This window comes from Rhizobium sp. 768_B6_N1_8, from assembly GCF_051811225.1.
Taxonomy (GTDB): domain Bacteria; phylum Pseudomonadota; class Alphaproteobacteria; order Rhizobiales; family Rhizobiaceae; genus Rhizobium.
In genome coordinates, this window is the sequence record NZ_JBPWPV010000001.1 from 2,683,486 (window position 1) to 2,708,995 (window position 25,510).

General features: G+C 60.8%; 22 protein-coding genes and 1 riboswitch. Of the genes, 9 read left to right on the plus strand and 13 right to left on the minus strand.

The window, feature by feature from the left end:
• Nucleotides 1-7: 7 nt before the first annotated feature.
• Complete coding sequence (gene cobW / locus AB8B33_RS13865; protein WP_439015832.1) at nucleotides 8-1,054, minus strand: cobalamin biosynthesis protein CobW; 1,047 nt, start codon at nucleotides 1,052-1,054, stop codon at nucleotides 8-10.
• Between the two features lie 4 nt (nucleotides 1,055-1,058).
• The gene (cobU, locus tag AB8B33_RS13870; protein WP_439015833.1) at nucleotides 1,059-1,583 is read right to left on the minus strand and encodes a bifunctional adenosylcobinamide kinase/adenosylcobinamide-phosphate guanylyltransferase; all 525 of its coding nucleotides are present in this window, start codon (nucleotides 1,581-1,583) and stop codon (nucleotides 1,059-1,061) included.
• Between the two features lie 352 nt (nucleotides 1,584-1,935).
• Nucleotides 1,936-2,330: riboswitch (cobalamin riboswitch) on the minus strand.
• A gap of 207 nt (nucleotides 2,331-2,537) precedes the next feature.
• On the opposite strand from cobU, the gene AB8B33_RS13875 reads away from it, so the two are divergent.
• Complete coding sequence (locus AB8B33_RS13875) at nucleotides 2,538-4,328, plus strand: chloride channel protein (RefSeq protein ID WP_439017252.1); 1,791 nt, start codon at nucleotides 2,538-2,540, stop codon at nucleotides 4,326-4,328.
• Nucleotides 4,329-4,403: 75 nt separating this feature from the next.
• On the opposite strand, the gene AB8B33_RS13880 is transcribed toward AB8B33_RS13875, so the two are convergent.
• Entirely contained in the window at nucleotides 4,404-5,471 is a 1,068-nt protein-coding gene (locus AB8B33_RS13880) for an adenylate/guanylate cyclase domain-containing protein (RefSeq protein WP_439015834.1), read from the minus strand.
• 236 nt (nucleotides 5,472-5,707) lie between these two features.
• Nucleotides 5,708-6,007, minus strand: a complete 300-nt coding sequence (locus tag AB8B33_RS13885) for a DUF1330 domain-containing protein (RefSeq protein WP_439015835.1) — start codon at nucleotides 6,005-6,007, stop codon at nucleotides 5,708-5,710.
• 104 nt (nucleotides 6,008-6,111) lie between these two features.
• Here AB8B33_RS13885 and AB8B33_RS13890 point away from each other — a divergent pair, with 104 nt between their 5' ends.
• Complete coding sequence (locus AB8B33_RS13890) at nucleotides 6,112-6,615, plus strand: MarR family transcriptional regulator (protein ID WP_113311133.1); 504 nt, start codon at nucleotides 6,112-6,114, stop codon at nucleotides 6,613-6,615.
• Nucleotides 6,616-6,649: 34 nt separating this feature from the next.
• Here AB8B33_RS13890 and AB8B33_RS13895 read toward each other — a convergent pair whose 3' ends face one another.
• Both AB8B33_RS13895 and AB8B33_RS13900 read right to left on the minus strand, forming a co-directional pair.
• Entirely contained in the window at nucleotides 6,650-7,420 is a 771-nt protein-coding gene (locus AB8B33_RS13895; protein WP_439015836.1) for an SDR family oxidoreductase, read from the minus strand.
• A 104-nt stretch (nucleotides 7,421-7,524) separates the two neighbouring features.
• Nucleotides 7,525-8,979 (minus strand): cobyric acid synthase, encoded by a 1,455-nt coding sequence (locus AB8B33_RS13900; protein WP_439015837.1) that lies wholly within the window; start codon nucleotides 8,977-8,979, stop codon nucleotides 7,525-7,527.
• Nucleotides 8,980-9,641: 662 nt separating this feature from the next.
• Between AB8B33_RS13900 and AB8B33_RS13905 the strand changes: the two genes are divergently transcribed.
• Nucleotides 9,642-10,640, plus strand: a complete 999-nt coding sequence (locus AB8B33_RS13905) for a glycine betaine ABC transporter substrate-binding protein (RefSeq protein WP_439015838.1) — start codon at nucleotides 9,642-9,644, stop codon at nucleotides 10,638-10,640.
• A 33-nt stretch (nucleotides 10,641-10,673) separates the two neighbouring features.
• Nucleotides 10,674-11,024 (plus strand): hypothetical protein, encoded by a 351-nt coding sequence (locus AB8B33_RS13910; RefSeq protein ID WP_439015839.1) that lies wholly within the window; start codon nucleotides 10,674-10,676, stop codon nucleotides 11,022-11,024.
• A 6-nt stretch (nucleotides 11,025-11,030) separates the two neighbouring features.
• Here AB8B33_RS13910 and AB8B33_RS13915 read toward each other — a convergent pair whose 3' ends face one another.
• The 4 genes from AB8B33_RS13915 to AB8B33_RS13930 form a co-directional block, all read right to left on the minus strand.
• The gene (locus tag AB8B33_RS13915) at nucleotides 11,031-11,186 is read right to left on the minus strand and encodes an entericidin A/B family lipoprotein (protein WP_113321818.1); all 156 of its coding nucleotides are present in this window, start codon (nucleotides 11,184-11,186) and stop codon (nucleotides 11,031-11,033) included.
• 190 nt (nucleotides 11,187-11,376) lie between these two features.
• Nucleotides 11,377-12,069, minus strand: coding sequence for a molybdate ABC transporter substrate-binding protein (locus AB8B33_RS13920; RefSeq protein WP_439015840.1), 693 nt, complete (start codon nucleotides 12,067-12,069; stop codon nucleotides 11,377-11,379).
• 74 nt (nucleotides 12,070-12,143) lie between these two features.
• Nucleotides 12,144-13,043, minus strand: a complete 900-nt coding sequence (locus AB8B33_RS13925) for a LysR family transcriptional regulator (protein WP_439015841.1) — start codon at nucleotides 13,041-13,043, stop codon at nucleotides 12,144-12,146.
• Between the two features lie 109 nt (nucleotides 13,044-13,152).
• The gene (locus AB8B33_RS13930) at nucleotides 13,153-14,559 is read right to left on the minus strand and encodes a DUF882 domain-containing protein (protein ID WP_439015842.1); all 1,407 of its coding nucleotides are present in this window, start codon (nucleotides 14,557-14,559) and stop codon (nucleotides 13,153-13,155) included.
• Between the two features lie 289 nt (nucleotides 14,560-14,848).
• Between AB8B33_RS13930 and AB8B33_RS13935 the strand changes: the two genes are divergently transcribed.
• The 5 genes from AB8B33_RS13935 (at nucleotide 14,849) to AB8B33_RS13955 (ending at nucleotide 20,208) form a co-directional block, all read left to right on the plus strand.
• Entirely contained in the window at nucleotides 14,849-16,153 is a 1,305-nt protein-coding gene (locus tag AB8B33_RS13935) for a hemolysin family protein (protein WP_310387469.1), read from the plus strand.
• A 125-nt stretch (nucleotides 16,154-16,278) separates the two neighbouring features.
• Nucleotides 16,279-18,180 carry a potassium transporter Kup gene (locus AB8B33_RS13940; protein WP_439015843.1) on the plus strand — a complete coding sequence of 634 codons (1,902 nt, stop codon included), beginning with the start codon at nucleotides 16,279-16,281 and terminating at the stop codon, nucleotides 18,178-18,180.
• A gap of 215 nt (nucleotides 18,181-18,395) precedes the next feature.
• Nucleotides 18,396-18,563 carry a hypothetical protein gene (locus tag AB8B33_RS13945; protein WP_007817848.1) on the plus strand — a complete coding sequence of 56 codons (168 nt, stop codon included), beginning with the start codon at nucleotides 18,396-18,398 and terminating at the stop codon, nucleotides 18,561-18,563.
• 116 nt (nucleotides 18,564-18,679) lie between these two features.
• Nucleotides 18,680-18,883, plus strand: coding sequence for a hypothetical protein (locus AB8B33_RS13950; protein ID WP_113323313.1), 204 nt, complete (start codon nucleotides 18,680-18,682; stop codon nucleotides 18,881-18,883).
• 302 nt (nucleotides 18,884-19,185) lie between these two features.
• A complete protein-coding gene (locus tag AB8B33_RS13955; RefSeq protein WP_113323369.1) occupies nucleotides 19,186-20,208 on the plus strand; it encodes a GlxA family transcriptional regulator in 1,023 nt (340 codons plus the stop codon).
• Nucleotides 20,209-20,394: 186 nt separating this feature from the next.
• Here AB8B33_RS13955 and AB8B33_RS13960 read toward each other — a convergent pair whose 3' ends face one another.
• From AB8B33_RS13960 to AB8B33_RS13970, 3 genes are all read right to left on the minus strand, one after another.
• Entirely contained in the window at nucleotides 20,395-21,726 is a 1,332-nt protein-coding gene (locus AB8B33_RS13960; protein ID WP_439015844.1) for a diguanylate cyclase, read from the minus strand.
• A gap of 201 nt (nucleotides 21,727-21,927) precedes the next feature.
• Nucleotides 21,928-22,758: a response regulator gene (locus AB8B33_RS13965; RefSeq protein WP_113323315.1), complete on the minus strand. Its 831-nt coding sequence runs from the start codon at nucleotides 22,756-22,758 to the stop codon at nucleotides 21,928-21,930.
• A gap of 147 nt (nucleotides 22,759-22,905) precedes the next feature.
• The gene (locus AB8B33_RS13970; protein WP_439015845.1) at nucleotides 22,906-25,419 is read right to left on the minus strand and encodes a GcvT family protein; all 2,514 of its coding nucleotides are present in this window, start codon (nucleotides 25,417-25,419) and stop codon (nucleotides 22,906-22,908) included.
• Nucleotides 25,420-25,510: the final 91 nt, after the last annotated feature.

A 25,510-nucleotide genomic window follows, 5' to 3' on the forward strand; every position in this document is an offset into this window, starting at 1 on the left:
AAACCCCTTAGACCAGTGCCGCGATCGCCTTGCGCACCGCGTCCTGATCCATCTCATGCAGGCCGATGACGACGAGGCGCGTGGTGCGGGCTTCGCCCGGCGTCCAGGCGCGGTCGAAATACTGGTCGATGCGGGCACCCACGGCCTGCAGCTGCAGGCGCATCGGCTTGCCGGAGACATCGATGAAGCCCTTGAGACGCAGCACGTCATGCTCGGCGATAATGCCCTTCAGCTTCTCGACGAAACCTGATGTATCGGCGATAGCGCCGAGCTCGACGACGAAACTGTCGAATTCGTCGTGATCGTGCGGCGTACCGTCCTCATGCTCCAGCTCGTGATGGGACTTGCGGTTGACGATATCGTCTTCCGTGCCGATGCCGAGGCCGAGCAGCACGCTTGCCGGCACCTCGCCATTCCTGGCCTCGATCATCACAGGCTTGCGGGCGATGCGCGAGGCGACTTCGCTTTTCACACGGCCAAGGCCGTCAGCGTCGATCAGGTCGGTCTTGTTGAGCACGATCAGATCAGCGCAGGTCAGCTGATCCTCGAAGAGCTCCTCGATCGGGCTTTCATGATCGAGCGATTCATCCTCGACCCGGCGTGCATCGACAGCATCATGGTCATCGGCAAAACGCCCTGCGGCAACAGCGGCGCTGTCGACCACGGTGATGACGCCGTCAACGGTGACTTCGCTTCTGATGTCCGGCCAGTTGAAGGCGGCGACCAGCGGCTGTGGCAAGGCAAGGCCTGAAGTTTCGATGACGATATGGTCCGGGCGCTGCTCGCGCTCCAGAAGCTTGGTCATGGTCGGAATGAAATCGTCGGCGACCGTGCAGCAGATGCAGCCATTGGTGAGCTCGATAATATCGTCCTCGGTGCAATTCTCCGCCCCGCAGCCCTTCAGCACATCGCCATCGACGCCGAGATCGCCGAACTCGTTGATGATGAGCGCAATCTTCTTGCCGCCGGCATTGGTGAGCAGGTTGCGGATCATTGTCGTCTTGCCCGCACCGAGGAAGCCAGTGATGACGGTCGCGGGAATTTTCTGCTGCATGGATTTAACCCTTCATTTTCAGCGGCAGACCTGCCGCGATAAAATACACGTCGTCGGCCACAGCCGCGATCATCTGGTGCAGCCGGCCGGCATGGTCGCGAAAATCCCGCGCCATGCGGTTCTCAGGCACGATGCCGAGGCCGACTTCATTGGAAACGATGACGAGCCGCGCCTTTGCCTGCGGTAGAAAGGCGGCAAGGGCGGCGGACTGGGCGGCGATATCGCGCCCCTCCATCATCAGATTGGTGAGCCACAGCGTCAGGCAATCAACGAGAACAGCCCTGCCCTCGCCGTCGATTGCCGCAAGGCGCTCGGTAAGGTCGAGCGGTTCCTCATGCGTGGTCCAGGAGGGGCCGCGGTCGGCCTTGTGCTGGTCGATACGCGCCTGCATTTCGTCATCCCAGGCGCGGCCTGTGGCGATGTAGTGGTGGTCGAGGCCGCTTGTGGTGACGAGGTTTTCGGCGAAGCGGGATTTGCCGGAGCGGGCGCCGCCAAGGATGAAGGTGGCGTTGAGAAGGCTCTTGGTCATGCCACGGCCGCCCTTGGAGCGAAGGCGCGGCTCCACCCACTTCCCTCATCCCTGTGCTTGTCACAGGGATCCAGCGTGCCCAAGTCCTTGGGCACGAGAGACTCACTCAACGACGGCGTAGATTCACTCACTGCGCGGACGCGCCGTGGCTGGATTCCTGTGACAAGCACAGGAATGAGGGAGGAGAGGAAAGTGCGCGCCGGGTAACGTCCACCAACAGGCGCCAGACGCATCCCATCAGGAGGTACCGAACCGACACCTTTCACATGCACCACCAGAGGCAGCGCTGAATCAAATCCTTCAGCCAAGACAACCTCCGTGCTGGCAGCGGGCAAACGGCCCAGTATGGGCATTATGCCCGGCACGGATGGCAGGTCTCCTGGCTCGCAGTTAGCGGCCGCGACAGGGGCAGACCGTTTCCGGTCGCCCCTGATCGTGCCAGCGGATCCGCCTCGCCTTCCCGGCTGCTTCTCGTGAAAAGGCGGACGATTCGTAGAAATAGAGGCGTCCTGCCCCGGCTGATCACGATGCATTCCAGTGGCTTTTCCGGCACTTATACCGCCTTGCCCGCCTGCAGAATGCGAGGCTGTCAGCGCAACGGCTAAAATACCGGACGGAAGACCCTGACTGCTCTACAGTCGCGGGGTCGGCTGTGATGAAGGCGCCCGGCTTGGGTCCGCCCCGTCACATTCCCTTTTCATCCGGAAGGCGTAAGGCCGATCCGGAACCATCCATTATGTCAATTCATGGTTAGGCTTCCGCCCCGGGCATGTCAATCGGCGCACTGGGTGCACACAGAGATCATCTCGACTTACACTACCGATATTATCGTCTTTAATCAAAGGTTTACGTCACAAAAACTTTACGGCGCAGTCGGTATTTTGCCGCAATTGCCGCTCATGCGGATGCCGGCTCCGCCCTTGACCCCCACTCCTGCCGCCTAGTTTCCCCATGATGCTCTCCCGAATGGATATTCGCCGCCTCGGCCCTCTCGGCACCGTCTTTGATCCGGGACGCCTGCGCGCGCTTATCCGCCACAGCGAAATGGGCATGGTCTTTGCCGGCGCGCTCGTCGGTATCGCCTCGGGGCTTGCGGTCACCGCCATGAGCTATGTCTCGGAAGAGATGCACAGGCTGATCTTCGGCATAGACGGCACGACGAGGCTCAGCGCCTCGCAGATCGACAGCAAGTTCCTGCTGATGACGGCCCCGGTTGCCGGCGGCATGCTGCTCGGCCTGTTGATCTTCATTCTCGCCAGATGGCGCAAGAAGCCGATGGTCGACCCGATCGAGGCCAATGCCTTGCATGGCGGCCGCCTGTCGCTGACGGACAGCATCCTCGTCGCCATCCAGAACCTCGTTTCCAACGGCTTCGGCGCGTCCGTCGGTCTGGAGGCCGGCTATACGCAGCTTGCAGCCGGCATCGCTTCGAAATTCGGCCTGAAGCTGCAGCTGCGCCGCTCCGACATGCGCGTCCTCGTCGGCTGCGGCGCGGCCGGCGCCATCGCCGCCGCCTTCAATGCACCGCTGACGGGCGCCTTCTATGCCTTCGAGCTGATCATCGGCACCTACACCATCGTCTCGCTGACGCCCGTCGTCGTCGCGGCCCTCGTCGCTACACTGGTCGCCCGGCTGCTATCCGGCAGCGATTTCATCATCGATGTCGGCAGCTTCGGCGCTGTCCAGCCCGCCGATTACGTGCCGGCGATCGCCCTTGGCGCCTTCTGCGCCGGCATCGGCATCCTCATCATGCAGGGCGTCTCCTTCGTCGAGGAACTGGCGCGCAAAAGCTCCATCGCGCTACCCTTCCGCCCGGCGCTCGGCGGCCTGGTCGTCGGCCTGCTGGCGCTGGCCTCGCCGCAGGTCCTCGCCGCCGGTCACGGCGCGCTGCATCTCAACCTCTCCCATGAGATCACCATTCCCGCGCTGATCGGCCTCTTCCTTCTGAAGTCGGTGGCATCGGCCATTTCGATCGGTTCCGGTTTCAGGGGCGGCCTGTTCTTCGCCTCGCTCTTCATGGGTGCCCTGCTCGGCAAGCTATTCGCCTATTCCGCCCCCTATTTCGCCGATGCGACACTGACACCCGTGATCTATGCCGTGGTCGGCATGAGCTCGCTCGCCGTCGCCGTCATCGGCGGGCCGCTGACCATGACCTTCCTGGCGCTGGAGATCACCGGCGACTTTCCGATCACCGTTCTGGTGCTCGCCGCCGTCATTACCTCCTCGCTCGTGGTGCGCACCACCTTCGGCTACTCCTTCGCCACATGGCGCTTTCACCTGCGCGGCGAGAGCATCCGCAGCGCCCATGATGTCGGCTGGATCCGCAACCTGACCGTAGACAAGCTGATGCGATCAGACGTGAAGACCGCAAAACTTGGAATAACGATGGACGAGTTCAAGGAGGCCTTCCCCATCGGTTCGACGCAGCGCGTCATCCTCGTCGATGACGGCGACAAATATGCCGGTCTCGTGCTCGTGCCGGAAATCTACGCCAACCCCACCAGCGCGCAGGACGAAGCCCAGCAGCTGACCGATTTCATCCGCTACAAAAACGATTTCCTGCAGCCGCAGATGAACGCCAAACAGGCGGCCGCGATCTTCGACAAGACCGAAAGCGAAGCGCTCGCCGTCGTCAACAACCTCATCGAGCGCAAGGTGATCGGCCAGCTCAGCGAAAGCCACACGCTGCGCCGCTACAGCGAAGAACTCGACCGCCGCCGTCGTGAGGTCTCAGGCGAGATCTGAGACATTTGCCGCTGAAGTCAGAAACACGCCGCCATTAGAGCTACGCATCAGACTTTCTGAAAATCGATGCCGATTTCAGGCTACTGCCGTAGTCGGTGCCGCGAGTTTGAACACGTCCGCCCTCCTCGAAACGCCGCGCAATTCGAACGATCCCAGATGTTCGCAGGCGACACCGCAGCCAGCCGCGAAGCTTTCCGACATCAGAAGCGGCTGGCCGAGTTCGCCGCAGAGTTTCTCGAGCCGCGAGGCCTCGTTGACGGCCCTGCCGATCACGGTGAAATCAAGCCTGCCGCGGGCGCCGACATTTCCGTAGAACACCTCGCCGAGATGCAGGACGACGTCGACACCGATATCAGGACCGCCCTCGCGCGTCCGCTGACGATTGAGCGCCTCGTTTGCCTCCAGAACATTTCGGGCCGAGGCGAGCGCAGCCATGCAGGCCGTCTCAGGATCCTCGCCGTCTTCACCGCCTGTCGGGAAGATCGCCAATACGCTGTCGCCCATGAACTTGAGGATCTCACCGGAATTTTCCTCGACATGCCGGCCGATCAGCTCGAAATGCTCGTTCAGAAACCCGGCGATCTCACCGGGTTGATAGACCTCGGTCAACGCCGTGAAGTTTCTGAGGTCTGCAAGCAGGATCGCGGCATTGATGGCGCCTCCCGTTCCCCTCTGGACCTCGCCCGCAAGGATGCGCGCACTCGTCTTGGCGCCTGTATAGACAGCAAGGATATCCGAGGCGGTTCTCGATGCCGCGATGCGGTAGCAGGCAAGCCCCAGTGCCGGGAAAAGCTTTGCGATGATCGTCAGCTGATCATTGGAAAATCCGCCCGGCCTGTCGCTTGTCAAGGACAGGCTGACCCCGCGCAACGCGGCCTCCTTCGGAAACTCCAGCAGGCTCACCAGATGATCCGTGCCGCCGCCAAGCGCGAATTCTGCAAGCTGCGGATAGTTGTCGACACCCTCGCCCTTGGCAAGGATCCAGCGCCCCGACGTTTCGCCTCGGCCCAACAGATAATAGATCGGCGTCTTCTCGAAGCTCAGCTGCGCCGCGCTGCCATATTCGGCCCTCTCGATGGTGGTCGCGCCGCCGCGCACGAAATTGGCCGAGATGCCGGCATACATGGGATGAATGGATGGCATAGCGATACTGCCCCGCCAGATGGGAAAGCCATCCGCGATCAACCGGTCGCACAAACCGGCAATGAGCTCGCCGATATGCTCGCTCCTGATTCCCTCATCTATAAGCCACTGAATATGATTGTTAATTTCGAAACCTCCACATGGGCCGGCGCAATTCTATGATCGGAAATAGGGCGAATGGGCGGCAATGCCGAACCGGGCTGCGACCTCAGGCAACGGCTGCGAGGCCGATGTTTCTAACCATCCATCCCGGCAACGATAACCGCGGGGCAGGCGAAGAGAGAACGATACCTGGCAACACCTTCATTCGCCTGCTTCGCCTCCTCATACCATTCCCGGGCAATGGAGGCGGTGCGGAATTCGATGATCAGAAGCCTGTTCATCTGCCGGTTTCCCTGGACCGGCTGGACCTTGCCTCCCGGAGATCGGACACGGCCCCCATGGAACGTCATATCCGCCGATATGCATGCAAGATAATCATCGATCGCCTGATCTTTGATATCGGGATGGATTTCGAGAATGAAATAGGCGCTCATGGATCGCTGCCTCTAACAAGGGCCGAACAGCCATGCGAGAGTATCGACATGACGCTGACCAGTCCTTAGAATATCGAAACAATTAGTTCGGAGATCTAAACGTTTTGCCGAAAAAGTCAACCGACCGCCTCGCGCGCTACATTCCGACGGTCCAGCTGTTTTCGGCCCGGCTCGGGCTGTTCCACCAGAAGGTGGCCGAGCAGGTGGGCTTGACCAGCACCGAATTCAAGTGCTTCCGGCTGTTGGAAAAACTCGGACCGCTGTCGATGACGGCCCTGTCGCGCGAGGTCGGATTGAAGATCGGTACGGTCAGCGGGCTGATCGACAAGCTGGAGGCGACCGGCTTCGTCGTCAGGCAACGGGATGAGACCGACAAACGCCGCCTTGTCCTGGTTGCCTGTCCCGAGGCCTCGGCACGCGCCACCCGGCTCTACGAGGAGCAGAGCGAGCCGGTCTCCGCGATCCTGGACTCCTACAGCGAGCCGGAATTCAACCTGCTGCTGACCTTCCTCACCGATCTCGGCAATATCTTCGCCCGGACCTCTCCGCCATCGCTGAAAGAACCGCATCCCGAGCAGGCCTCCACCCACTCCGGTGAGAAGCCATGAAAAACGCCGCAGGAATGAAGGCGGGCATCTCCGATCACATCCTTACCGTCATGCCGCCGTCGACGGTCAGTACGTGGCCGTTGACGAAGGAAGCGGCACCGCTTGCAAGAAACAGCGCCGCGCCGGCGATCTCGTCCGGGCGGCCCCAGCGTTGGACCGGGATGCGCTGGCGCACGAAGGGCATCAATTCCTCGTTTGCAGCCATCGCCGCATTCGTCTCGGTGGCGAACCAGCCGGGCGCAATCGCGTTGCTGGTGATGCCATGCGGCCCGAATTCGACCGCCATGGCGCGCATCAGGCCGGTCAGGCCCTGCTTGGCCGCCGGATAGACGCAGTCGCCGGGCATGACGACATGGCCGCTGATCGAGGTCACCGCGATCAGGCGGCCGTAATTGCGCCGCTTCATCAGCACGGTTGCGTCCCGCGAAAGCGTTATCGCCGCGGCCAGATCGGTGCGCAGCAACTCGATGATGGCATCGTCGTCGAATTCGGCCAGCAGCCGCCTGTCGCGGGCGCCGACATTGTTGATCAGGATATCGAGACGGCCATGGGTCCTTTCGATGTCGGCCATCAGCCCGCGCTGGGCCTCTCGGTCGGCGATGTCGAACGGGGCGGCCTGCGCCGTCTCGCCAGCGGCGCGGATGGCCCTTACGGCATCTTCCAGCGTCGCCGCTGTGCGCCCGGTGACGATGACGTGCGCACCGGCCTCGGCAAGTGCGCGTGCCATCTCGAAGCCCAGGCCACGGCCGCCGCCGGTCACGAGCGCCACCTGACCTGCCAGTGAAAATCTATCCAGTATGCTCATGATCTCTACCGCTCTCGACTGGGTGCGTTGCAGCGATAATTAATGGACTCAGTCAACTAATTTGGCAATAGCGGAGCCTCGTCGATGAACGCAGGCCATCCGGCCTAGTCAAGCAGTCCTGCAAGCCAGCGCGGGTCGAGATGTTTCTCCAGGTCGACTGCGACCTCATCGAGCGTCCGGTCGACGCTCTCGCGGTAGTTGCCGCCCTCGCCTGAGAGGCCAAAGCTTTGAAGCAGCCGGGCGCGGTAGGCGTCGCTGCCGAAGAGGCCGTGCAGATAGGTGCCCATGATCCGGCCGTCGGCCGAAACCGCACCGTCGGCCAATCCATCCACGATCGCCGCCGGCCGTTCGCAATCAGCCCCTTGCGTGACGCCGAGGTGGATCTGATAGCCTGACAGCGGCACGTCATATTCCGCCGAATGGGCAGAGCTGTTGCGCACTGTCTTCTCCGGCGCCATCTCCGTCTCGACATCGAGCAGGCCAAGCCCTTCGATCTCTGTCGTCGTGCCCTCGATGCCGAGCGGATCATGCACCTTGCGGCCGAGCATCTGGTAGCCGCCGCAAATGCCGATCACCCGGCCGCCACGGCGCACATGGGCGGCAATGTCGCGGTCCCATCCCTGCGCCCTGAGATCGGCGAGATCCGATATGGTCGATTTCGAGCCGGGCAGGATGATCAGCGCTGCATCGGCTGGCAGCCGCTCGCCAGCGCGCACGAAGACGAGCTCAACGCCAAGCTCGGCCCGCAGCGGATCGAGATCGTCAAAATTGGCAATGCGCGGCAGCACCGGCACGGCGATCTTCAGCGCCCCCCGCTCGCCCTTCACCAGCCGCTCCAGCACGACGGAATCCTCGGCGGGCAGCCGCCCGGCCGCCTTAAGCCAGGGCACGACGCCGAAGCAGGGCCAGCCGGTGAAACCTTCGATGGCGCGGATACCGTCGTCGAACAGGCTTACATCGCCGCGGAACTTGTTGATGATGTAACCCGAGATCATCTTGCGATCTTCCTCGCTGAGGATCGCGTGCGTGCCGACCAGCGAGGCGATCACCCCGCCACGATCGATATCGCCGACGAGAACGACAGGGACGTTCGCCCGCGTCGCAAAGCCCATATTGGCGATATCGCCGGCCCTGAGATTGATTTCGGCGGGTGACCCTGCCCCCTCGACGATGACGAGGTCGGCACCCTCGGACACCTTGGCGAAACTCTCCAGCACGGAAGAGAGCAGCTGCGGCTTCAGCCGTTGATAGTCGCGCCCCTTCGCCTGCCCGAACACCCTGCCCTGCACGATGATCTGGCTGCCGTTTTCCGACTGCGGCTTGAGCAGCACCGGGTTCATATGCACCGATGACGGTGTGCGTGCTGCGAGCGACTGCAGCCATTGCGCCCGGCCGATCTCGCCGCCGTCGTCGGAAACCGCCGCATTGTTCGACATATTCTGCGGCTTGAACGGCCGCACCGTCAGGCCGCGATTGGCCGCCAGCCGGCAGAGCCCCGCCACCAGCACCGTCTTGCCGACATCCGAGCCGGTTCCCTGCAGCATGATGGCTCTGGTCATTGGCGCCTATCCGTGAAGTATTTCCGGCAGGCCTACAATGCGCGCGGATATCAGGTCAACAGAGGGCCAGAAATGCGAAAACCGCGATCGGGCCATAAGCCCTACGCGGTTTGCCGTAAAAACGCAGGCGTCTTCATCATTACGCAATGAAGCTCGCTTTTTCCGGGACGCAGTACCTGATCCGGAAAAGCAGCGGATGTCCCCCGCCGCGTCACAACAGATAACGGCACATTCTTACCGGATGGTTAGTGAAGACCCAACCGGAGACAAAATTCGACTTTTTTTGAACTTTTCCGACTTTCTCTCACTTGGAACCGCTTTCACCCCTCGCCGCGAGCGTGCATTTCCACCAATCGCACCCCGGGCCGCAGTTTCATGAAACTACCGGCATAAATTCTTCGAATTCAATAATTTAGTTACAAATACAACACGGAAAAGAGAGTTGATTTCCTGCAGCAAATCCGTAGGTTTGCTCATATTAAGCCATCGATAGAAATGGCCAGCGACGAGCCGCCGGAAGACCAGACGAACGGCGCCGCACATAGGAAAAGCCGCGTGGAGCCATATTCCGGCCGTGGGCACCTGAAGCGGCGGGGAGATTTGTCGGCTAATTGCCTCGGTGCATGCGCGTTCGATCACATAAAAATTTCGGGGAACGTATAATGAAGACATTTTTCACGTCATTCATCCTTGCGGTCTGCTTTTATGCCGGAATAGCGGAGGCGCAAGCTGCCGGATGCGGCAAGGTCTCGATCGCCGAGATGAGATGGGGCTCCGCCGCCATTGCCGCGAGCTTCGATAAATTCATCCTGGAAAAGGGCTACGGCTGCTCCGTCACCATCGTGGATGGCGATACGCTGCCGACTTTCGCCTCCATGAATGGCAGCGGCACGCCCGATATCGCCTCGGAATTCTGGGTGAAGGCGGTCAAGCCGCAGCTCGATGCCGCCATCAGCGCCGGGCGTCTGGTCAAGGGCGCCGAAATTCTTGCGGATGGAGCGGTCGAAGGCTGGTACATTCCGAAATTCATCGCCGACGCAAACCCGGATATTCGTTCCGTGCAGGATGCGCTGAAGCATCCGGAACTCTTTCCCGATACCTACGATCCCTCGCGCGCCGCAGTCTATAATTGCCCGGAAGCCTGGGCCTGCGAGATCTCGACCAGCAATCTCTTCAGAGCGCTCGATGCCGACAAGCTCGGCTTTGCGCTGGTCGACAGCCGGACACCCAAGGATTTCGACGGTTCGATTGCCCGCGCCTTTGAAAACAAGGTCGGCTGGCTCGGTTATTACTGGGCGCCGACATCAGTCATCGGCAAATACGACATGAAACAGCTGGGCTTCGGTGTGCCGCACGACGAGGCCGAATGGAACGCCTGCACCTCGGTGCCCCGTTGCGCCAATCCCAAGGTGAACGCCTATCCGGTGTCGCAGGCCTTCACGCTGATGACCAGGGCTTTCGCTGATCGCGCCGGCCCGGTCATGAACTATCTGAACGCCCGCAGCTGGGACAACGAGACCATCAGCCAGGTGCTGGCCTGGCAGGATGAAAATGGCGAGGACAACGAGAATGCAGCCCTCTATTTCCTGCAGAATTATGAGGAGCTCTGGAGCCGCTGGGTTCCGGCCGATGTAGCCGAGAAGGTCAAGGCCAGTCTATAAGCCTTGCTGACAACAAGGACTGGACGATTCGTTATGACTGGCACGGTGCCCTTCCCCGATCGCGATACCGTCGCGGAAAAACTCGCGGCGCTCTCGGAAACCGACAAATCCTACCTGTCACTGCTCATGGAAAATCCGGCGCAGGACGATAACCTGCTCGCGGGTCTCTATCGGCATCTCGACATCGCCTCCTCCGCGCGCCTTCTCAACTCGCTGAAGCTTGAAACCCTCGGCAAATGGATCGGCGAAGCTGCACCCGACCGGCTGCAGATCAGGCTCATGGAAGCGGCGCGCTCCAGCCAGCACCCGGCCTATGCCGCATTCCGGACCGGGCTGACCCGATCCGGCGGCCTCGAAAAAGCCTATCCGACTTCAAAAATCTGAAAGTAATTATCTCTTCGCTGCGCGATCGACACTGCGGCCGGCATCCTGCGTGGCATTGACGGCATTTGCCGTATCCCTGCCCACGCCACGGATCGTGTTGGCGCAAGAAGAAAGCGTAAGAAGGATCATCAAGGCGGATGCGATTTTACCCGTGGTCGTCATGTGCGAAATCCTTTTGTGAAATCAACCCCGAACGGCTGAAGCCGTCCGGGCGGGATAACGCATTCGTGAGCGAAAAGTTCACCGGCTAAGAGCCTTTCTCCGGAGAAGGCCAACATCTTCGAGATCGTCAAACGCGATTCAGCAACCAGGGACGATAGCCCGCGCCGATCGCTGCCCATCAAGCACATATTCAGCTGCGCTCGACGCCCTTTGCCGCCAGGATATCGTCAATGGCTGCCGACATCAGAAACGCTGACAGCTGCCTGGCAGCGTCTGCACTCGTTGAATTGGCGCTGATGCCAATGGAAAAGTCGATGTAGCTTTGGAGTTCTGCCGGAAACTTGCCGACGAGCATGACCTCGGGAGCGGCGGCGAGGATAGACGTCACGGGAACGACACCCATCTCGGCCTCCCCGCGGCCGACAGATGCCGCCGTCTGGCCTCCTGCTACCGGCACCAGCTTGGGCTTCACCTCTTCGGCTATTCCCAAGCGCTCCAGCAAACCGGAGAAGTAGCCACCGCTGGTTCCGTCACTGGCATAGGCGATTGATCCGGCGTTCTTCAAGGCGTGTTTGAATGCTTCCACGGAGCCAATGTCGAGCGGTCGGCTGCCTTCTTTTGCCGCCACTCCCATTGCTATCCGACCGAAAGCGACCTGGCTCCCCGCCTTGACCTTCCCCAGGGCGGTGAGTTCCTCAATCAGATCAGGATTGGTGATGACGAGATCGAAAGGTTCCCCGGCTTCAATCTGCTTCCTTACGGTCGGATTGAGCTCCCACCTGACCGCGACCTTGCATCCTGAGATCGTTTCGAACCGGGAGATGACGGCAAGGACGGCAGGTCGGACCGCAACAGCGCCAAAAAGCCGGACTTGCTGATCCATGGCCTGACCGTCCTTGTAAGGTGGTATCTAAGCATTCCGCGTCTACGCGATCATTCCATATCGCTCTGTGCCAATCAGGCAGCCGCCGCTTTCGATCTTTCGGCGAAGGATGCGCGAATGCTGTCGGCCACCGTCTCGATCGGCCCTGTCATCTGCGATGCAGTCAAAAGCTGGATGTCGAAAGACCCCAGTTCCGGCAGCCCTTCCTGGATGCCGAGGATAGCCATATCCTCGCTGACATAGGAGAGCGGCAGCGGCGCGATGGCGAGATCGGAGACCACGGCGGCGCGCTGCGCCATCGTGTGGGCGCTGAGATAGGCGACGCGATAGGGCCGCTTGTTGCGCTCGAGCTGGGTGATCGCCTCCTGCCGCCAGATGCAGCCGTCTTCCCAGATGGAGATCGGCAGCGGATCGCGCCGGTGCGCCGAGCCGCATTTGGCTCCCGCCCAGACGAGGCGCTCGCGATAGACGACCTCACCATTGGTCGGGAAAGGCCGCGTGGCGCAGTTGATGAGCGCAAGATCGAGGCGCTGTTCCTCCATCCGCTTCTTCAGGCCGATGCTCATGTCGATCGTCACATCGACCATGATGCCTGGATAGATCTGCGCAAAGCTCTTCAGGATCTGCGGCAGCAGCCGCTCGCCGATATCCTCGGGCGCGCCGAGCCGCACCACGCCGCTGAGCTCGGGCATGATGAAGCGCGACACCGCCTCGTTGGAGAGCGCCAGGATGTTGCGCGCGTAAGACAGCAGCATTTCACCATGCTGCGTCAGCGTCACCGAGCGCGCATCGCGGCGAAACAGCGTCACGCCAAGCTGCTCTTCGAGCTTCTTGATCTGCATGGAAACGGCCGACGGCGTGCGGAACACGGTTTCGGCCGCAGTCGAAAAATTACCGGTCTCTGCAATGGCCACGAAGGTGCGCAGCACGTCATTGTCGAGCAGAGGAATGGGACGGCGAAACGGGATTGTCATCGTCACATCTTTCAATTTTTCTGAATGACCAAGGATTATCATTCCATTTGATTGAAAGTCAATCTGCGCCCTATTTTTGCAGGGCAACCGCCATCGAGCCTATTTGAGTTCAGCCCTCGGTACCGAAACGGCTGGTCTTGAAGCTGGTTCCAGCCGCACCTGAAGCAACCGCCCGGCCCTCGCCGACACCCTTCGGATAGGTGTTGCCGATCATGGCAGGCGCCGTGAGTTCAACTGACGTTTCCGGTGATCGCACTGCCCAGGCAATCAGCGCTCGTGCGGACATTTCTCCGACGCCACCCGAGACATGCTCCGACGCGGAGACCGGCAACACCGCGATCTGCTCGGCCGTCGGTGCGGGATGGGTCAGCCGGTCGGCGATACCTGACGTATTGGCAGGCTTGCGACCGACGACGAACCGCGTGAAATCGGCCGGGGCCGGCTGGACGGATGCCAACACCGGCGCAACCGCCGGCACAGGTGCGGGCGTCTCGCTTTCCACGGCCTCGATTTCAACAGGCCGCAGCATCGGCAGCGGAACGGTCAGTGAGGCAAGATCGGCAAAGGCCCGGTCGGCGACCGCCTTGTCCTCCGGCTTGGCAAGCTGCGGCGCCAGTCCGATCTCGGCCCGCCTCTGCGGCGTCGGCAGCATGGCGGTGACAAGGCTTCCGGTCACGACGGGATCAGGTGCCTTCACGGGTGCTGCTGCGCGTGCCGTCAGCAGGGCCGATGCCGCTGCCTTTGGCGCTACAGGCGTATCGTCATCCTCATCTTCACCTGCGGCAATCTCGATCGGTGCCGAGCGGATACCCTTCTTGCGCTCGGCAAGCGCCACCTGATAGCCCGGCAGCGGTCGTCCGTCCGCCGGCAGGTGGATCGTGCGTCCGTCAGGGAAAAGCCGCGCCAGCTCCTGGCGCGACATGCGCGGCCAGGCGCGCACATTGCCGACGTCGAGATGCACGAAGGGCGAACCCGATGTCGGGTAATAACCGACGCCGCCGACCTGCATCTGCATGGCAAGCGCGCGCAGCGTCGCAAGCTTGACACCGGGAATGTAGAAATCCATCGCCTTGCCGAGCATGTGCTGGCTGCGCTTGGCGACACCGGTATTGCGCGATCGGTTGCGCAGCATGTTGTTGGTCGCCGGCGAGCGATAGGCCGAAACGACGTGGATCGCCTCCTTCGCCCCGCTCTTGCGATAGACTTCCCAGACGAGGTCGAGCAGCCGCGGGTCCATCCTGGCCGGCTCGTTGCGCCGCCAGTCGCGCAGGAAGCGGTTGATCTGGTTGAGGCCGCGCTGGTCGAACTTGCCGTTGCGCTTGAAGACGATCGTCGCCCGCTCGCCGGTATGCGTGAAGTAGAGTTTCAGCGCCCTGTCCTCGGCCGCCGCCTCGCCCGATCCGGCCATGACAGCAAAAACGAAGGCCGCGGCGATCGCCATGCGATGAGCGACGACAGACAAAAACCACGCAGACGCGGTCGTCGGAATGGCGGCGATGGCTTGATGAAGGGACACAGACTTCGTCCTTGGTGCGAAACACGAAAACATCACAGGCACCGCACACGTGGGCGGCGTTAAGCCTTCATTATGGTCAATAGATCCTTAAGAGGGGGTTTATGAGCTGCGGACTATATGAGACGCCGTTTCAAGGAGATGCCGTCTTGCGGCTCTCCAGTTGCGGTGGCTGCGAGAAGTCCCGCCATAATTATCTTGGCAAGCGCCATGATCTTTGACGGGAACCCTCGCAAAGCGAGGCGAGATCGCATAGTTTCGACGGATCATTGTCATCGAAACAGGCCAAAGTTTGTATACCGAAATAGCCATCGTCGTCCTCCTCACCATTCTCAACGGCGTCCTGGCGATGTCGGAGCTCGCAATCGTCTCCGCCCGCCCGGCACGCCTCAGGGTTATGGCTGATCAGGGAAGCAGAGGAGCGCGACTGGCTCTGCGGCTCGCGGAGAATCCCGGCCGTTTCCTGTCGACGGTTCAGATCGGCATCACCCTCGTCGGCGTACTATCAGGTGCCTTCTCGGGCGCGACGCTCGGCGCGCGATTCTCCACCTGGCTGCTGGCGCAGGGGCTTCCCGATGCCTGGGCGGACGGGCTTGGCGTCGGTACGGTCGTCGTAGCGATCACCTATCTCTCCCTCATCATCGGCGAACTGGTGCCCAAGCAGATGGCCCTTCGCGCGCCGGAAGCCGTCGCCGCCAGGGTCGCTCCGACCATGACCTACCTGTCGAAGGCGGCTCTGCCGCTCGTCTGGCTGCTCGACGGCTCGGGCAAACTCGTTCTCGCCCTGCTCGGCCAGTCCGGAAAGAACGCCGATGGCGTCACCGACGAGGAGATCAAGACGGTTCTCGCCGAAGCCCAGAGCGCTGGCGTAATCGAAATAGGCGAGTCCGCCATGATCACCGGCGTCATGCGTCTTGCAGACAGAACGGCACGTGCGCTCATGACGCCGCGGCGCGACGTCGAGCTGGTCGATATCGAAGATACCGCCGAGGAGATCCGCAAGACCATCCAGACGACCTCGCGAACGCGACTGCCGGCCCGCAAGGGCAGCTCCGACGAGGTTCTCGGCGTTCTGGCCGTCAAGGATTACTACGACGCCCTTGAAGCCAACCGGACGGTCGACATCATGACGCTGGTACACGATGTTCCGATCATCTCGGACCTCGCTCCCGCTTCCTCGGTGATCGAATCCATCCGCAAGTCCTCGCAGCATATGGTTCTGGTTTTTGACGAATACGGCCACTTCGAGGGTGTGATCACGTCAGGCGACATCCTCGAATCGATCATGGGTGTTTTCGGCGATGCGGCCTCCGGCGAAGAACCGGCGATCAAGCGACGCGAGGATGGCTCCTACCTGGTTTCCGGATGGACACCGATCGACGAGTTTTCGGAATTCATGAACTTCCCCGTTGATGAAGACGTCGAATATCAGACCGTCGCCGGTCTCGTTCTGGAAGAACTGAAGCATCTGCCCGAGCTTGGGGAGACCTTCATCAAGAACGACTGGAAATTCGAGGTGATCGACCTCGACGGGCGGCGCGTCGACAAGCTCCTCGTCAGCGCGCTGACGAAGGACGAGGCACGGGCGGAGAACTGATCGGTACGACGGAGCCGGGATGCAAGCGGCCTGACGGCCCTTGCGCCCTCTGCTCGCTGCCAGACGTGCTATTCTCAGGCTTGCGCCCTATATCCTTCATTCCAAACGACAATCAGGGAATGTCCATGTCCGCCACCACCCACGACGCAGACCGGTCTCATGCAGGCCAGCAAAAGTTTGCGGCTCTCCTGCTCGGGGCGGTCGGAGTGGTCTATGGCGATATCGGAACGAGCCCACTCTATGCCTTCCGCGAAGCGCTTCGGCCCTTCACCCATGACGGCGTCACTCCAAACGAGGTCATCGGGCTGATCTCGTTGATGATCTGGACGCTGACGATCATCGTCACGTTCAAATACGTGCTGTTTCTGCTTAGGGCGGACAATGAGGGCGAAGGCGGCACCCTTTCCCTGCTGGCCCTTCTCATGAAGAAGACCAGCCGGCACGCGACCATCTTCTTCTTCGCAGGCATTATCGGCGCCGCACTCTTCATCGGTGACGCGATGATCACGCCTGCCTTGTCGGTATTGTCGGCGCTCGAAGGTCTGAAGCTCGTGACACCGGTCTTCACCCCCTACATCCTGCCGATCGCCATCGCGATCATGCTGCTCCTGTTTTTCGTCCAGTCAGTCGGCACCGCATCCGTGTCAAAGCTTTTCGGTCCGATAACGCTGCTGTGGTTTCTCGTGATGGGCCTTGGCGGACTCGCCCACATCGCCGACGATCCGGCGATCTTCGAAGCGCTCAATCCGCTCTACGCCTTCGACTTCATCACCCATGCAGGCCTCATTGGCCTCGTGGTCCTCGGCGCCGTCTTCCTGACCGTGACGGGCGCGGAAGCGCTCTATGCCGACCTCGGCCATTTTGGCAGGAAGCCGATCCAGGTCGCCTGGTTCGCAGTGGTCTTCCCGTCGCTCCTCCTGAACTATCTCGGCCAGGGCGCGCTTGTGCTTGCCAACCCGCAGGCTGCGTCTGATCCGTTCTTCCTGATGTTTCCGGAATGGGCGATCCTTCCGGTGGTCATCCTTGCCACCGCAGCCACCATCATCGCCAGCCAGGCGGTCATTACCGGGGCGTTCTCTCTCGCCCGTCAGGCGATCCATCTCGGATTCCTTCCTCGGCTGGAGATCTGCTTCACCTCCGCCTCCAACACCGGCCAGATCTATGTCCCGGCCGTCAACATGGCGCTTCTCATTGGTGTGCTTGCCCTGATCTTCGCATTCGGCTCCTCCGAGGCCCTCGCCACCGCCTATGGAATTTCGGTCACCGGTGCGATGGTCGTCACCACCATCCTGTCCTTCCAGTTTCTCCGCGTCGTCTGGGGATGGAACGTGCTCATGGCATTGGCGGCACTCCTGCCGCTCCTCGTGCTTGAAAGCATCTTCCTGGGCGCCAACCTCCTGAAGATCCACGACGGCGGCTACGTCCCGATCCTGATCGCCGGCGCGCTGATGGTTATGATGTGGACCTGGAAGAAGGGAACGCTGCTTGTGCGCCAGAAGTCCGCCAGCAACGACATACCCCTGATGCAGTTTCTGGCGTCGATCGAACGGAAGTCGGATCACGCTCCCGCCCAGGTCCCGGGCACCGCGATCTTCCTGACCAGCCTTCCCGATATGACGCCCGGCGTGCTGCTGCACAATCTGAAGCACAATCGCATTCTTCACGCCCGCAACGTCATCCTCAATGTGAAGACCGCTCCGCGCCCCTATGTGCCGGAAACGGATCGGGTGACGATCGAAAGGCTGTCGGAGCGCTTCATCAAGATCCAGCTCCTGTTCGGCTTCATGGAGGATCAGGACGTCTCCAAGGCCCTGCCGCTCTGCCGCAAGGCGGGCTTCGACTTCGAGATCATGTCGACCTCGTTCTACGTCGGCAGGCGCAAGCTCGTCGGCGATCCGAATACCGGCCTTCCGGCTTGGCAGGACCGCCTCTTCATCGCCATGGCCGGCTTCGCCATCGACCCTTCGGACTATTTCCAGCTCCCTAGCAACCGTGTTGTGGAGCTCGGAGAGCAGATGGTCATCTAACCGCTTCTGCGTGGATCGTCCACACCCGTCCACCCGTTTATATGTCGCCCGACAGGCACGAAGCGCTGCCGAAGGCAGCCCGTCACAGCCATTCTACGCGCGCCTCATCTTTCAATTTCTCTGAACCTAAGACCCAGTTCATTTCATTTGTTTGAACCAGCCTCAGCACCTATATTTTAGTTGTGACGATGAGGCTGAAGAAAAGGAGGCCGATCATGTCGCAGACATTAGGCTTCAACATCCTCCAGGCTTTCTTCGCGTTTCGCGCGCGCATGTTTCGGGTGGCGGTACGCGAACGGATCAGGCAGGAAATGAAGCATTATCCGCCGCATCTTGCGGCCGATATCTGCGCCCTGCCCGCCCTGGACGAGCAGCAGCGATAGTTCAAAATCGCTTATGGTACCCATGAAATCTATTCGTTTGAATGATGAGTGCCGCAAGCGCATATTTCACTTCAAGGATACGGCAATCCCGTATCTCGCAAGGAAAGGAAACGGCAATGACCTCTATGACCTACAGAGATGGCGGCAAGGGCCTGTCGTCCTATAGCAGACATTCCTCGCTCGGTTCCTATGCCGACAAGCTCGTGCGCGCATGGCGCCGGTGGCAGACGGAACGTCAGATCGAATCCATGCCTCTCGACATCCGCAAGGATATCGGCTGGCCGAGCGCCGATGAGACCGGCAAGGACAGAGCTCACTAAACATAGGGCTCATGAATGCAATACCATGCAATGAATGCGACATACCTCCCAAGCTAAAGGCGGTGCCTGTCCCAAGCAGCACCGCCTTTTTCATATCCTCCGCCTGCCCTTTCCCCGGTGAATTTCGCAGGACTATGCCCCCGCAGCGACGCCTTTTGCATCGCTCGCGCCGCAAATCACCGATCATGTCGCAGATTTGCTCTTCCTAGCCGCATTTATCCATGCCAGTGTCGCTTTTGGAACATCGGAACGACGCATTCCACGCGACCAATATGCAGTCGCCCTCGAGCATGGATTTTCCAATGAACAAGATGCAGCTCAAGAAACGTTCCGTAGTCTTCTTCATGGTTCCGCAATTCACCATGCTGCCCTTTGCGGCGGCGGTGGATACTCTGCGGATCGCAAACCGCATGCTCGGCTATCCGGCCTATACGTGGCGCCTGAGCTCGGTCGACGGCGAGAAAGTCTATTCCTCCTGCGGCATCGGCGTGGAGGCCAATTCGTCGCTCGCTGAAGAGCGCCGCCATCTCGGTGGCGAAAACCGGCCGGGCATGCTGCTCGTCTGTTCGGGCATCGATGTTGAGACCTTCAACAACAAATCCGTCAATGCCTGGCTGCGCGAATCCTATAATCGCGGCGTCGCCGTCGGTTCGCTCTGTACGGGCGCGCATGTGCTTGCCCAGGCAGGTCTCCTGAACGGCAAGCGCTGCGCGATCCACTGGGAAAACCTGCCGGGCTTCTCCGAGGCCTTCCCGCAGGCCGAGGTCTATGCCGACCTCTACGAGATCGACAACAACCTCTACACCTGCGCCGGCGGCACGGCCTCGCTCGACATGATGCTGAACCTCGTCGGCGAGGATTTCGGCGAAAGCCTTGTCAACCGCATCTGCGAGCAGCACCTGACCGACCGCGTGCGCAACCCGCATGACCGCCAGCGCCTGCCGCTGCGCGCCCGCCTCGGCGTCCAGAACGCCAAGGTGCTGTCGATCATCGAACTGATGGAAGGCAATCTCGCCGAGCCGCTATCGCTGCTCGAAATCGCCGAGGGTGCCGGCCTGTCGCGCCGCCAGATCGAACGCCTGTTCCGCCAGGAAATGGGCCGGTCGCCAGCCCGCTACTATCTTGAAATCCGTCTCGACCGCGCTCGTCACCTGCTGGTGCAGTCTTCTATGCCGGTCGTCGAAGTCGCCGTCGCCTGCGGCTTCGTCTCCGCCTCGCACTTCTCCAAGTGTTATCGCGAACTCTATCAGCGCTCACCGCAGCAGGAGCGCGCCGATCGCAAGATGACCATGGCCACCGCCCGCCAGCAGGCGGTTGCGGCTTGAGGCAGTGACGGCAGGATGACGAAACATGAAAGGCGGCTCGGTGGCCGCCTTTTTGATTTGCGAGGGCACCACCCTCTCCTTCGTCATGCTCGGGCCTGTCCCGAGCATCTGCTGCCGTCTCGTCTTTTGGAACGTAGCGGATGTCAGAGACAAGCCCGAGGATGACGGCGAGTGGAATTGCGCCCCTTACTGCGCCGCCTCTTCCGTCATCTTGGCATCGGAATAGACAAGGTTTCGCCCCTTGTGTTTGGCCATGTAAAGAAACTGGTCTGCCGCGTTCAGATAGTTCTCGAAGGTCTCGTAGCCGGCGATCTCGGCAACACCAATCGAGACCGTCACCGACAGTTCCTCATCGTCGGCCGTCACCTTGAGGCGGGAAATATCCGAGCGGATCTCATCGCAGAGCTTGGTAGCGGCCAGCGAATCCATCTGCGGGAAGAGAATGGCGAATTCCTCGCCGCCGAGGCGCGAGAGGAGATTGTCGCTACCTTCGAAGATCGTCTGCAGCCTGTCCGCGACAGCCTTCAGCACCTTGTCGCCGATCTCATGACCATAGGTGTCGTTGAGGCGCTTGAAATGATCAATATCGAGAATGGCGACCGCGGTCGACATTTTGAGCCGCAGGCATTCGTTCACCAGCTTCGGGCCGTTGTCGTAGAAATAGCGCCTGTTATAGAGGCCCGTCAGGTAATCGCAGGCCGCCGCTGCGCGCAGCTGCTTCATCTGCGTCAGCGTCTCGACATTGTTGGCGATGCGGCATTGCAGCTCTTCGGCCACGAACGGCCGGTAGACGAAATCGCTGGCACCGGCCTTCAGGAAGCTGGCCGACAGCATGCGGTCGTTCGACGAGGAAACACCGATGACGCGCAGCTTGTCCGAGCCGAACCGGTGGCGGATGCGCCGCGTCAGCTCATAGCCGCTCATATCGGGCATGTGATGGTCTGTGACGACGAGTTCGATATCGCTGTAGGCCTCAAGTGCCGCAATCGCCTCAAACCCGGAACTGGCTTCGACGACCATATATTGCTGGGCTTTCAGGAGATCGACCAGTACCTGGCGCGCAGATGAAACGTCGTCGACGACGAGCACCCGCGTCTTCCGGTTCATGATCGCACGGCGCACGGTCGCGACCAGATTGTCGAGCGCGAATTCGTTATCCTTCAGCACATAGTCTATAACATTGCGCTCGAGGATGCGGGCGCGCGTATTGAGATCGAAGGTCGCGGTAAAGACGATGGCCGGAATATTGTGCTCGATCGTGCAGTCGAGCGCCTCGCCATAGGGCGAATCCGGCAGGTTCAGGTCAACGACGGCCATGCTGCAGCCGTGGTCGTCCTGCGAGAGCGCTTCGCGCAACGCCTTCAGCGAGGAGCAGCAGACAACGCTGAGGTTGAGCTCGGTCTGGAACCGATGGCGGAGCACGGCGGAAAACATTCGAGAATCCTCAACCAGAAGTATGCGGATTCCTCCAAACCGAGGACCTGCATTCTCCCGCTGAAAATCCCCCTGGAATGTCACAGCTGCCTACCCCTCCACACGCCCAAGGGGGTCGACTCGCCCCCTCTTGCCGTGCCGGACGATAGCCGAGGCCTCCCCTCCAGTGAAGAGGCAAATGACGGCAGCAACACCTGCGATTGCAGAAATATGAGCTTCCGTCATGTCTTTCAGGTGTGGGCCGATCACGGAGCCGCTTCCCTGCACCCGATCTTTGCGGCAGGGTCAGGCAACAGCCCGTTCCTTGCGCATGGACTGGATCTGCAGGAGCGTATCCAGGTTCTGGTTGACGCGGCAGTAGAACTCTTCGTCGATGAACGGGCGCAGCATGAAGTCGTTGCCGCCGGCCTTCAGGAACCGCGCTGAAAGCAGGCGGTTGGAAGAGGAGGAAACGCCGATGATGCGCAGCTGGTGCGAGCCGATCGACGCGCGGATGCGGCGGGTCAGCTCGAAGCCGTCAATATCGGGCATGTTATAGTCGGTGACCATCAGGCCGATATCGCGGTTGGCCTTGAGGATTTCGAGCGCCTTGGCGCCGCTCTCGGCGGTGCTGACGCGGAAATTATAGCGCTTCAGGCGGCTGGAAAGCAGCGCGCGGGCCGTGGCGCTATCATCGACGATCAGCACGTGATGGCGGTGATTGGTCAGGAAGCGGCAGATCGATTCCGCCAGCAGGTCGACGGCAAAGATATTGTCCTTGAGGATATAGTCGACGATATCCTTGGCGAGCAGCTTGTCGCGCATGCCTTCCTGGAAGGTGCCGGTAAAGACGATCGTGGGGATCGACAGATCGACCAGATATTCCAGCGCCTCGCCGTTTTCGGCGCCCGGCAGGTTGATGTTGGAGATCGCGAGCGTAATCGGATCAGAAGACTTGTCGTAGGAAAGCTGCAGCTCTTCGAAGCTGCGGCAGATCTCGACATCGATATCGAAGAGCTCCTTCAGGCGCTTTCCGATCATCGAAGTGAAGACGTTGGAATCTTCAGCGAGGATAATACGCGCGCCGGCAAACATTTCTCCGGAATATTGCATCCCCGAAATACCTAGAAACGCCATGGCAAACCTTTAAAGTGGAAATTCTGTCCCCGAACGAAACGGTTACATGAATTCATTTGAATAATTATTAATCGGCTTGCCATAGCCAGCTATGAAAAAGGCGGCCGATGGTGCGGCCGCCTTTTTCTTGTCAATATGATTAAGAAATCACGTGCGAAGTGCGGCGTTCTCCGTATCGAACGGGCTCTCGCCGACGACAGTTGCGTTGTAGGTCGTGCCGAGGATCTTGATCTTCAGCTTCGTACCTTCCTTGGCGTAATCGGGCCGCAGCATGGCAAGCGCCAGCGAGCGGTTGATGCGGAAGCCGAAGGTGCCGTTGGTGGCACGGCCGACGAGCTCGCCTGCCTCGTTGTAGATCGCTTCCGAGCCGCGCGCATCGACATCATTGCCGGTTTCGACGACAAGCGTCGTGAAGTTCCACTTCAGGCCCTTTTCCTTGTAGGCAAGCAGGCCCTCGCGGCCGAGGAATTCCTTCTCCGGCTTGATGAAGCGGTCGAGGCCGGATTCATAGGCATTGTACTCGATCGACATTTCGCGCGGGATCAGGCGGTAGGATTTTTCCACCGACATGGAGAGCATGGCGCGTATGCCGAAGGGCTTGATGCCGAATTCGGCGCCGGCTTCCATCAGCTTGTCGAAGATGTAGTTCTGCATCTCGATCGGGTGATGCAGCTCCCAGCCGAGCTCGCCGACGAAATTGACGCGCAGCGCATGGGCGTTGGCCGCACCGACGGAGATCTCCTTGCCCGAGAGCCAGGGGAAATCCTTGTTGTCGAGGCTGGTGTGCGTCAACTTCTTCAGGACATCGCGCGACTTCGGACCCGCAAGCACCAGCACGCCATAGGCCTGGGTGATCGGCGTGAACTTCACGCTGCCGTCTGCCGGCAGAAGCTTGCGCATATAGTCGTGGTCATGCGCCTCATAGGCACCGGCCGAGACGAGGTAGAAGGTGCCGGGTGCGCTTTCATAGACGGTGAATTCCGCGCGCACGCCGCCTTCCTTGGTCAGCATGTGGCAGAGCGCGATGCGGCCGCGCTTCTTCGGAATGGCATTGGCGAAGATCGATTCCAGCCATGCGCGCGCGCCAGGGCCTGTCACCAGCGCCTTGGCGAAAGCCGACATGTCGAGCACGCCGACATTCTTGTTGACGTTCATGACTTCGTTGCCGACATGCTCGAAATAGTTCGAGCGGCGGAACGACCACCGTTCCAGAATGCGGCCGTCTTCGGTCGGATCCGAATGATTGTGGTTGGTCAGCACGTCGGCGCCGACGCCGATCTGGTCCTTCGGCAGATCGTAGCCCTCGGGCGCAAACCAGTTGGCGCGCTCCCAGCCATAGACGGAGCCGAAGACGGCGCCGAGCTTCTTCAGCCGGTCATAGACAGGCGTCGTCTTCAGCGGACGGGCGGCTGCGCGCTCCTCGTCCGGATAGTGCATGGTGAAGACGTTGGCATAGGCTTCCTCGTTCTTGGCAATGAGGTAGCCTTCCTTGGCATAGGGGCCGAAGCGGCGCGGATCGACGCCCATCATGTCGACGGTCGGCTCGCCATCGACGATCCATTCGGCAAGCTGCCAGCCTGCGCCGCCGGCCGCGGTGATGCCGAAGGAATGGCCTTCGTTGAGCCAGAAATTCTTCAGGCCCGGTGCGGGGCCGACGATCGGGTTGCCGTCAGGCGTATAGGCGATGGCGCCGTTATAGACCTTCTTGATGCCCACTTCGCCGAAGGCCGGCACGCGGGCGATCGCCGTTTCGATATGCGGCATCAGGCGCTCGAGCTCTTCCTGGAAGAGCTCGTATTCGCTGTCATCGGAGGGACCGTTGACATAACAGACCGGTGCGCCCTGCTCGTAGGGACCAAGCAGCAGACCACCATTTTCCTCGCGCATGTACCAGGCGCTGTCGGCTTCACGCAGCACGCCCATTTCCGGCAGGCCCTTGGCCTTGCGGGCCAGAATATCGGGATGCGGTTCGGTGACGATATACTGGTGCTCGACCGGGATGACCGGAATGTTGATGCCGACCATATCGCCGGTCTTGCGGGCGAAGTTGCCGGTGCAGGAAATGATGTGTTCGGCGGTGATCTCGCCCTTGTCCGTGGTCACCTTCCAGAGGCCGTCAGCCTGCTGCTCGATGGCGGTGACCGTCGTGTTGCGGTAGATTGTGGCACCGAAGTCGCGCGCGCCCTTGGCAAGCGCCTGTGTCAGGTCCGCCGGCTGGATATAGCCGTCATCGGGATGCTGGATGGCGCCGAGCAGGCCATCGGTCTCACAGAGCGGCCAGATCTCCTTCACCTGCTCGGGCGTCAGGATATTGACCTCCACGCCGATCGTCTCGGCGATGCCGGCATAGTACATGAATTCGTCCCAGCGATCTTTGGTGCGAGCGAGACGGATGTTGGAGACCTGGCTGAAACCGACATTCATGCCGGTTTCCTCTTGCAGTTCCTGATAGAAGCGGACCGAATATTTGTGAATCTGGCCGACCGAATAGCTCATGTTGAAGAGCGGCAGCAGGCCGGCTGCATGCCAGGTCGAGCCTGACGTCAGCTCCTTGCGCTCGATGAGCACGCTGTCGCCCCATCCCTTCTTCGCAAGGTGATAGAGCGTCGAAACACCGACCACGCCGCCGCCGATGACCACTGCCCGCGCATGTGACTTCATGGAGAAATACCCTCTTTTATCGAATGTCCGGCAGCCCATACCGGACGAACTCCCAATATCCGGCGGCTCAAGCCGGACGAACTATCTTCGC

Coding starts and splice junctions, on each gene's coding strand:
- cobW (WP_439015832.1), bottom strand. CDS start 1,054: ATGCAGCAGAAAATTCCCGCGACCGTCATCACTGGCTTCCTCGGTGCG.
- cobU (WP_439015833.1), bottom strand. CDS start 1,583: ATGACCAAGAGCCTTCTCAACGCCACCTTCATCCTTGGCGGCGCCCGC.
- AB8B33_RS13875 (WP_439017252.1), top strand. CDS start 2,538: ATGCTCTCCCGAATGGATATTCGCCGCCTCGGCCCTCTCGGCACCGTC.
- AB8B33_RS13880 (WP_439015834.1), bottom strand. CDS start 5,471: ATGCCATCCATTCATCCCATGTATGCCGGCATCTCGGCCAATTTCGTG.
- AB8B33_RS13885 (WP_439015835.1), bottom strand. CDS start 6,007: ATGAGCGCCTATTTCATTCTCGAAATCCATCCCGATATCAAAGATCAG.
- AB8B33_RS13895 (WP_439015836.1), bottom strand. CDS start 7,420: ATGAGCATACTGGATAGATTTTCACTGGCAGGTCAGGTGGCGCTCGTG.
- AB8B33_RS13900 (WP_439015837.1), bottom strand. CDS start 8,979: ATGACCAGAGCCATCATGCTGCAGGGAACCGGCTCGGATGTCGGCAAG.
- AB8B33_RS13905 (WP_439015838.1), top strand. CDS start 9,642: ATGAAGACATTTTTCACGTCATTCATCCTTGCGGTCTGCTTTTATGCC.
- AB8B33_RS13910 (WP_439015839.1), top strand. CDS start 10,674: ATGACTGGCACGGTGCCCTTCCCCGATCGCGATACCGTCGCGGAAAAA.
- AB8B33_RS13915 (WP_113321818.1), bottom strand. CDS start 11,186: ATGACGACCACGGGTAAAATCGCATCCGCCTTGATGATCCTTCTTACG.
- AB8B33_RS13920 (WP_439015840.1), bottom strand. CDS start 12,069: ATGGATCAGCAAGTCCGGCTTTTTGGCGCTGTTGCGGTCCGACCTGCC.
- AB8B33_RS13925 (WP_439015841.1), bottom strand. CDS start 13,043: ATGACAATCCCGTTTCGCCGTCCCATTCCTCTGCTCGACAATGACGTG.
- AB8B33_RS13940 (WP_439015843.1), top strand. CDS start 16,279: ATGTCCGCCACCACCCACGACGCAGACCGGTCTCATGCAGGCCAGCAA.
- AB8B33_RS13945 (WP_007817848.1), top strand. CDS start 18,396: ATGTCGCAGACATTAGGCTTCAACATCCTCCAGGCTTTCTTCGCGTTT.
- AB8B33_RS13950 (WP_113323313.1), top strand. CDS start 18,680: ATGACCTCTATGACCTACAGAGATGGCGGCAAGGGCCTGTCGTCCTAT.
- AB8B33_RS13955 (WP_113323369.1), top strand. CDS start 19,186: ATGAACAAGATGCAGCTCAAGAAACGTTCCGTAGTCTTCTTCATGGTT.
- AB8B33_RS13965 (WP_113323315.1), bottom strand. CDS start 22,758: ATGGCGTTTCTAGGTATTTCGGGGATGCAATATTCCGGAGAAATGTTT.
- AB8B33_RS13970 (WP_439015845.1), bottom strand. CDS start 25,419: ATGAAGTCACATGCGCGGGCAGTGGTCATCGGCGGCGGCGTGGTCGGT.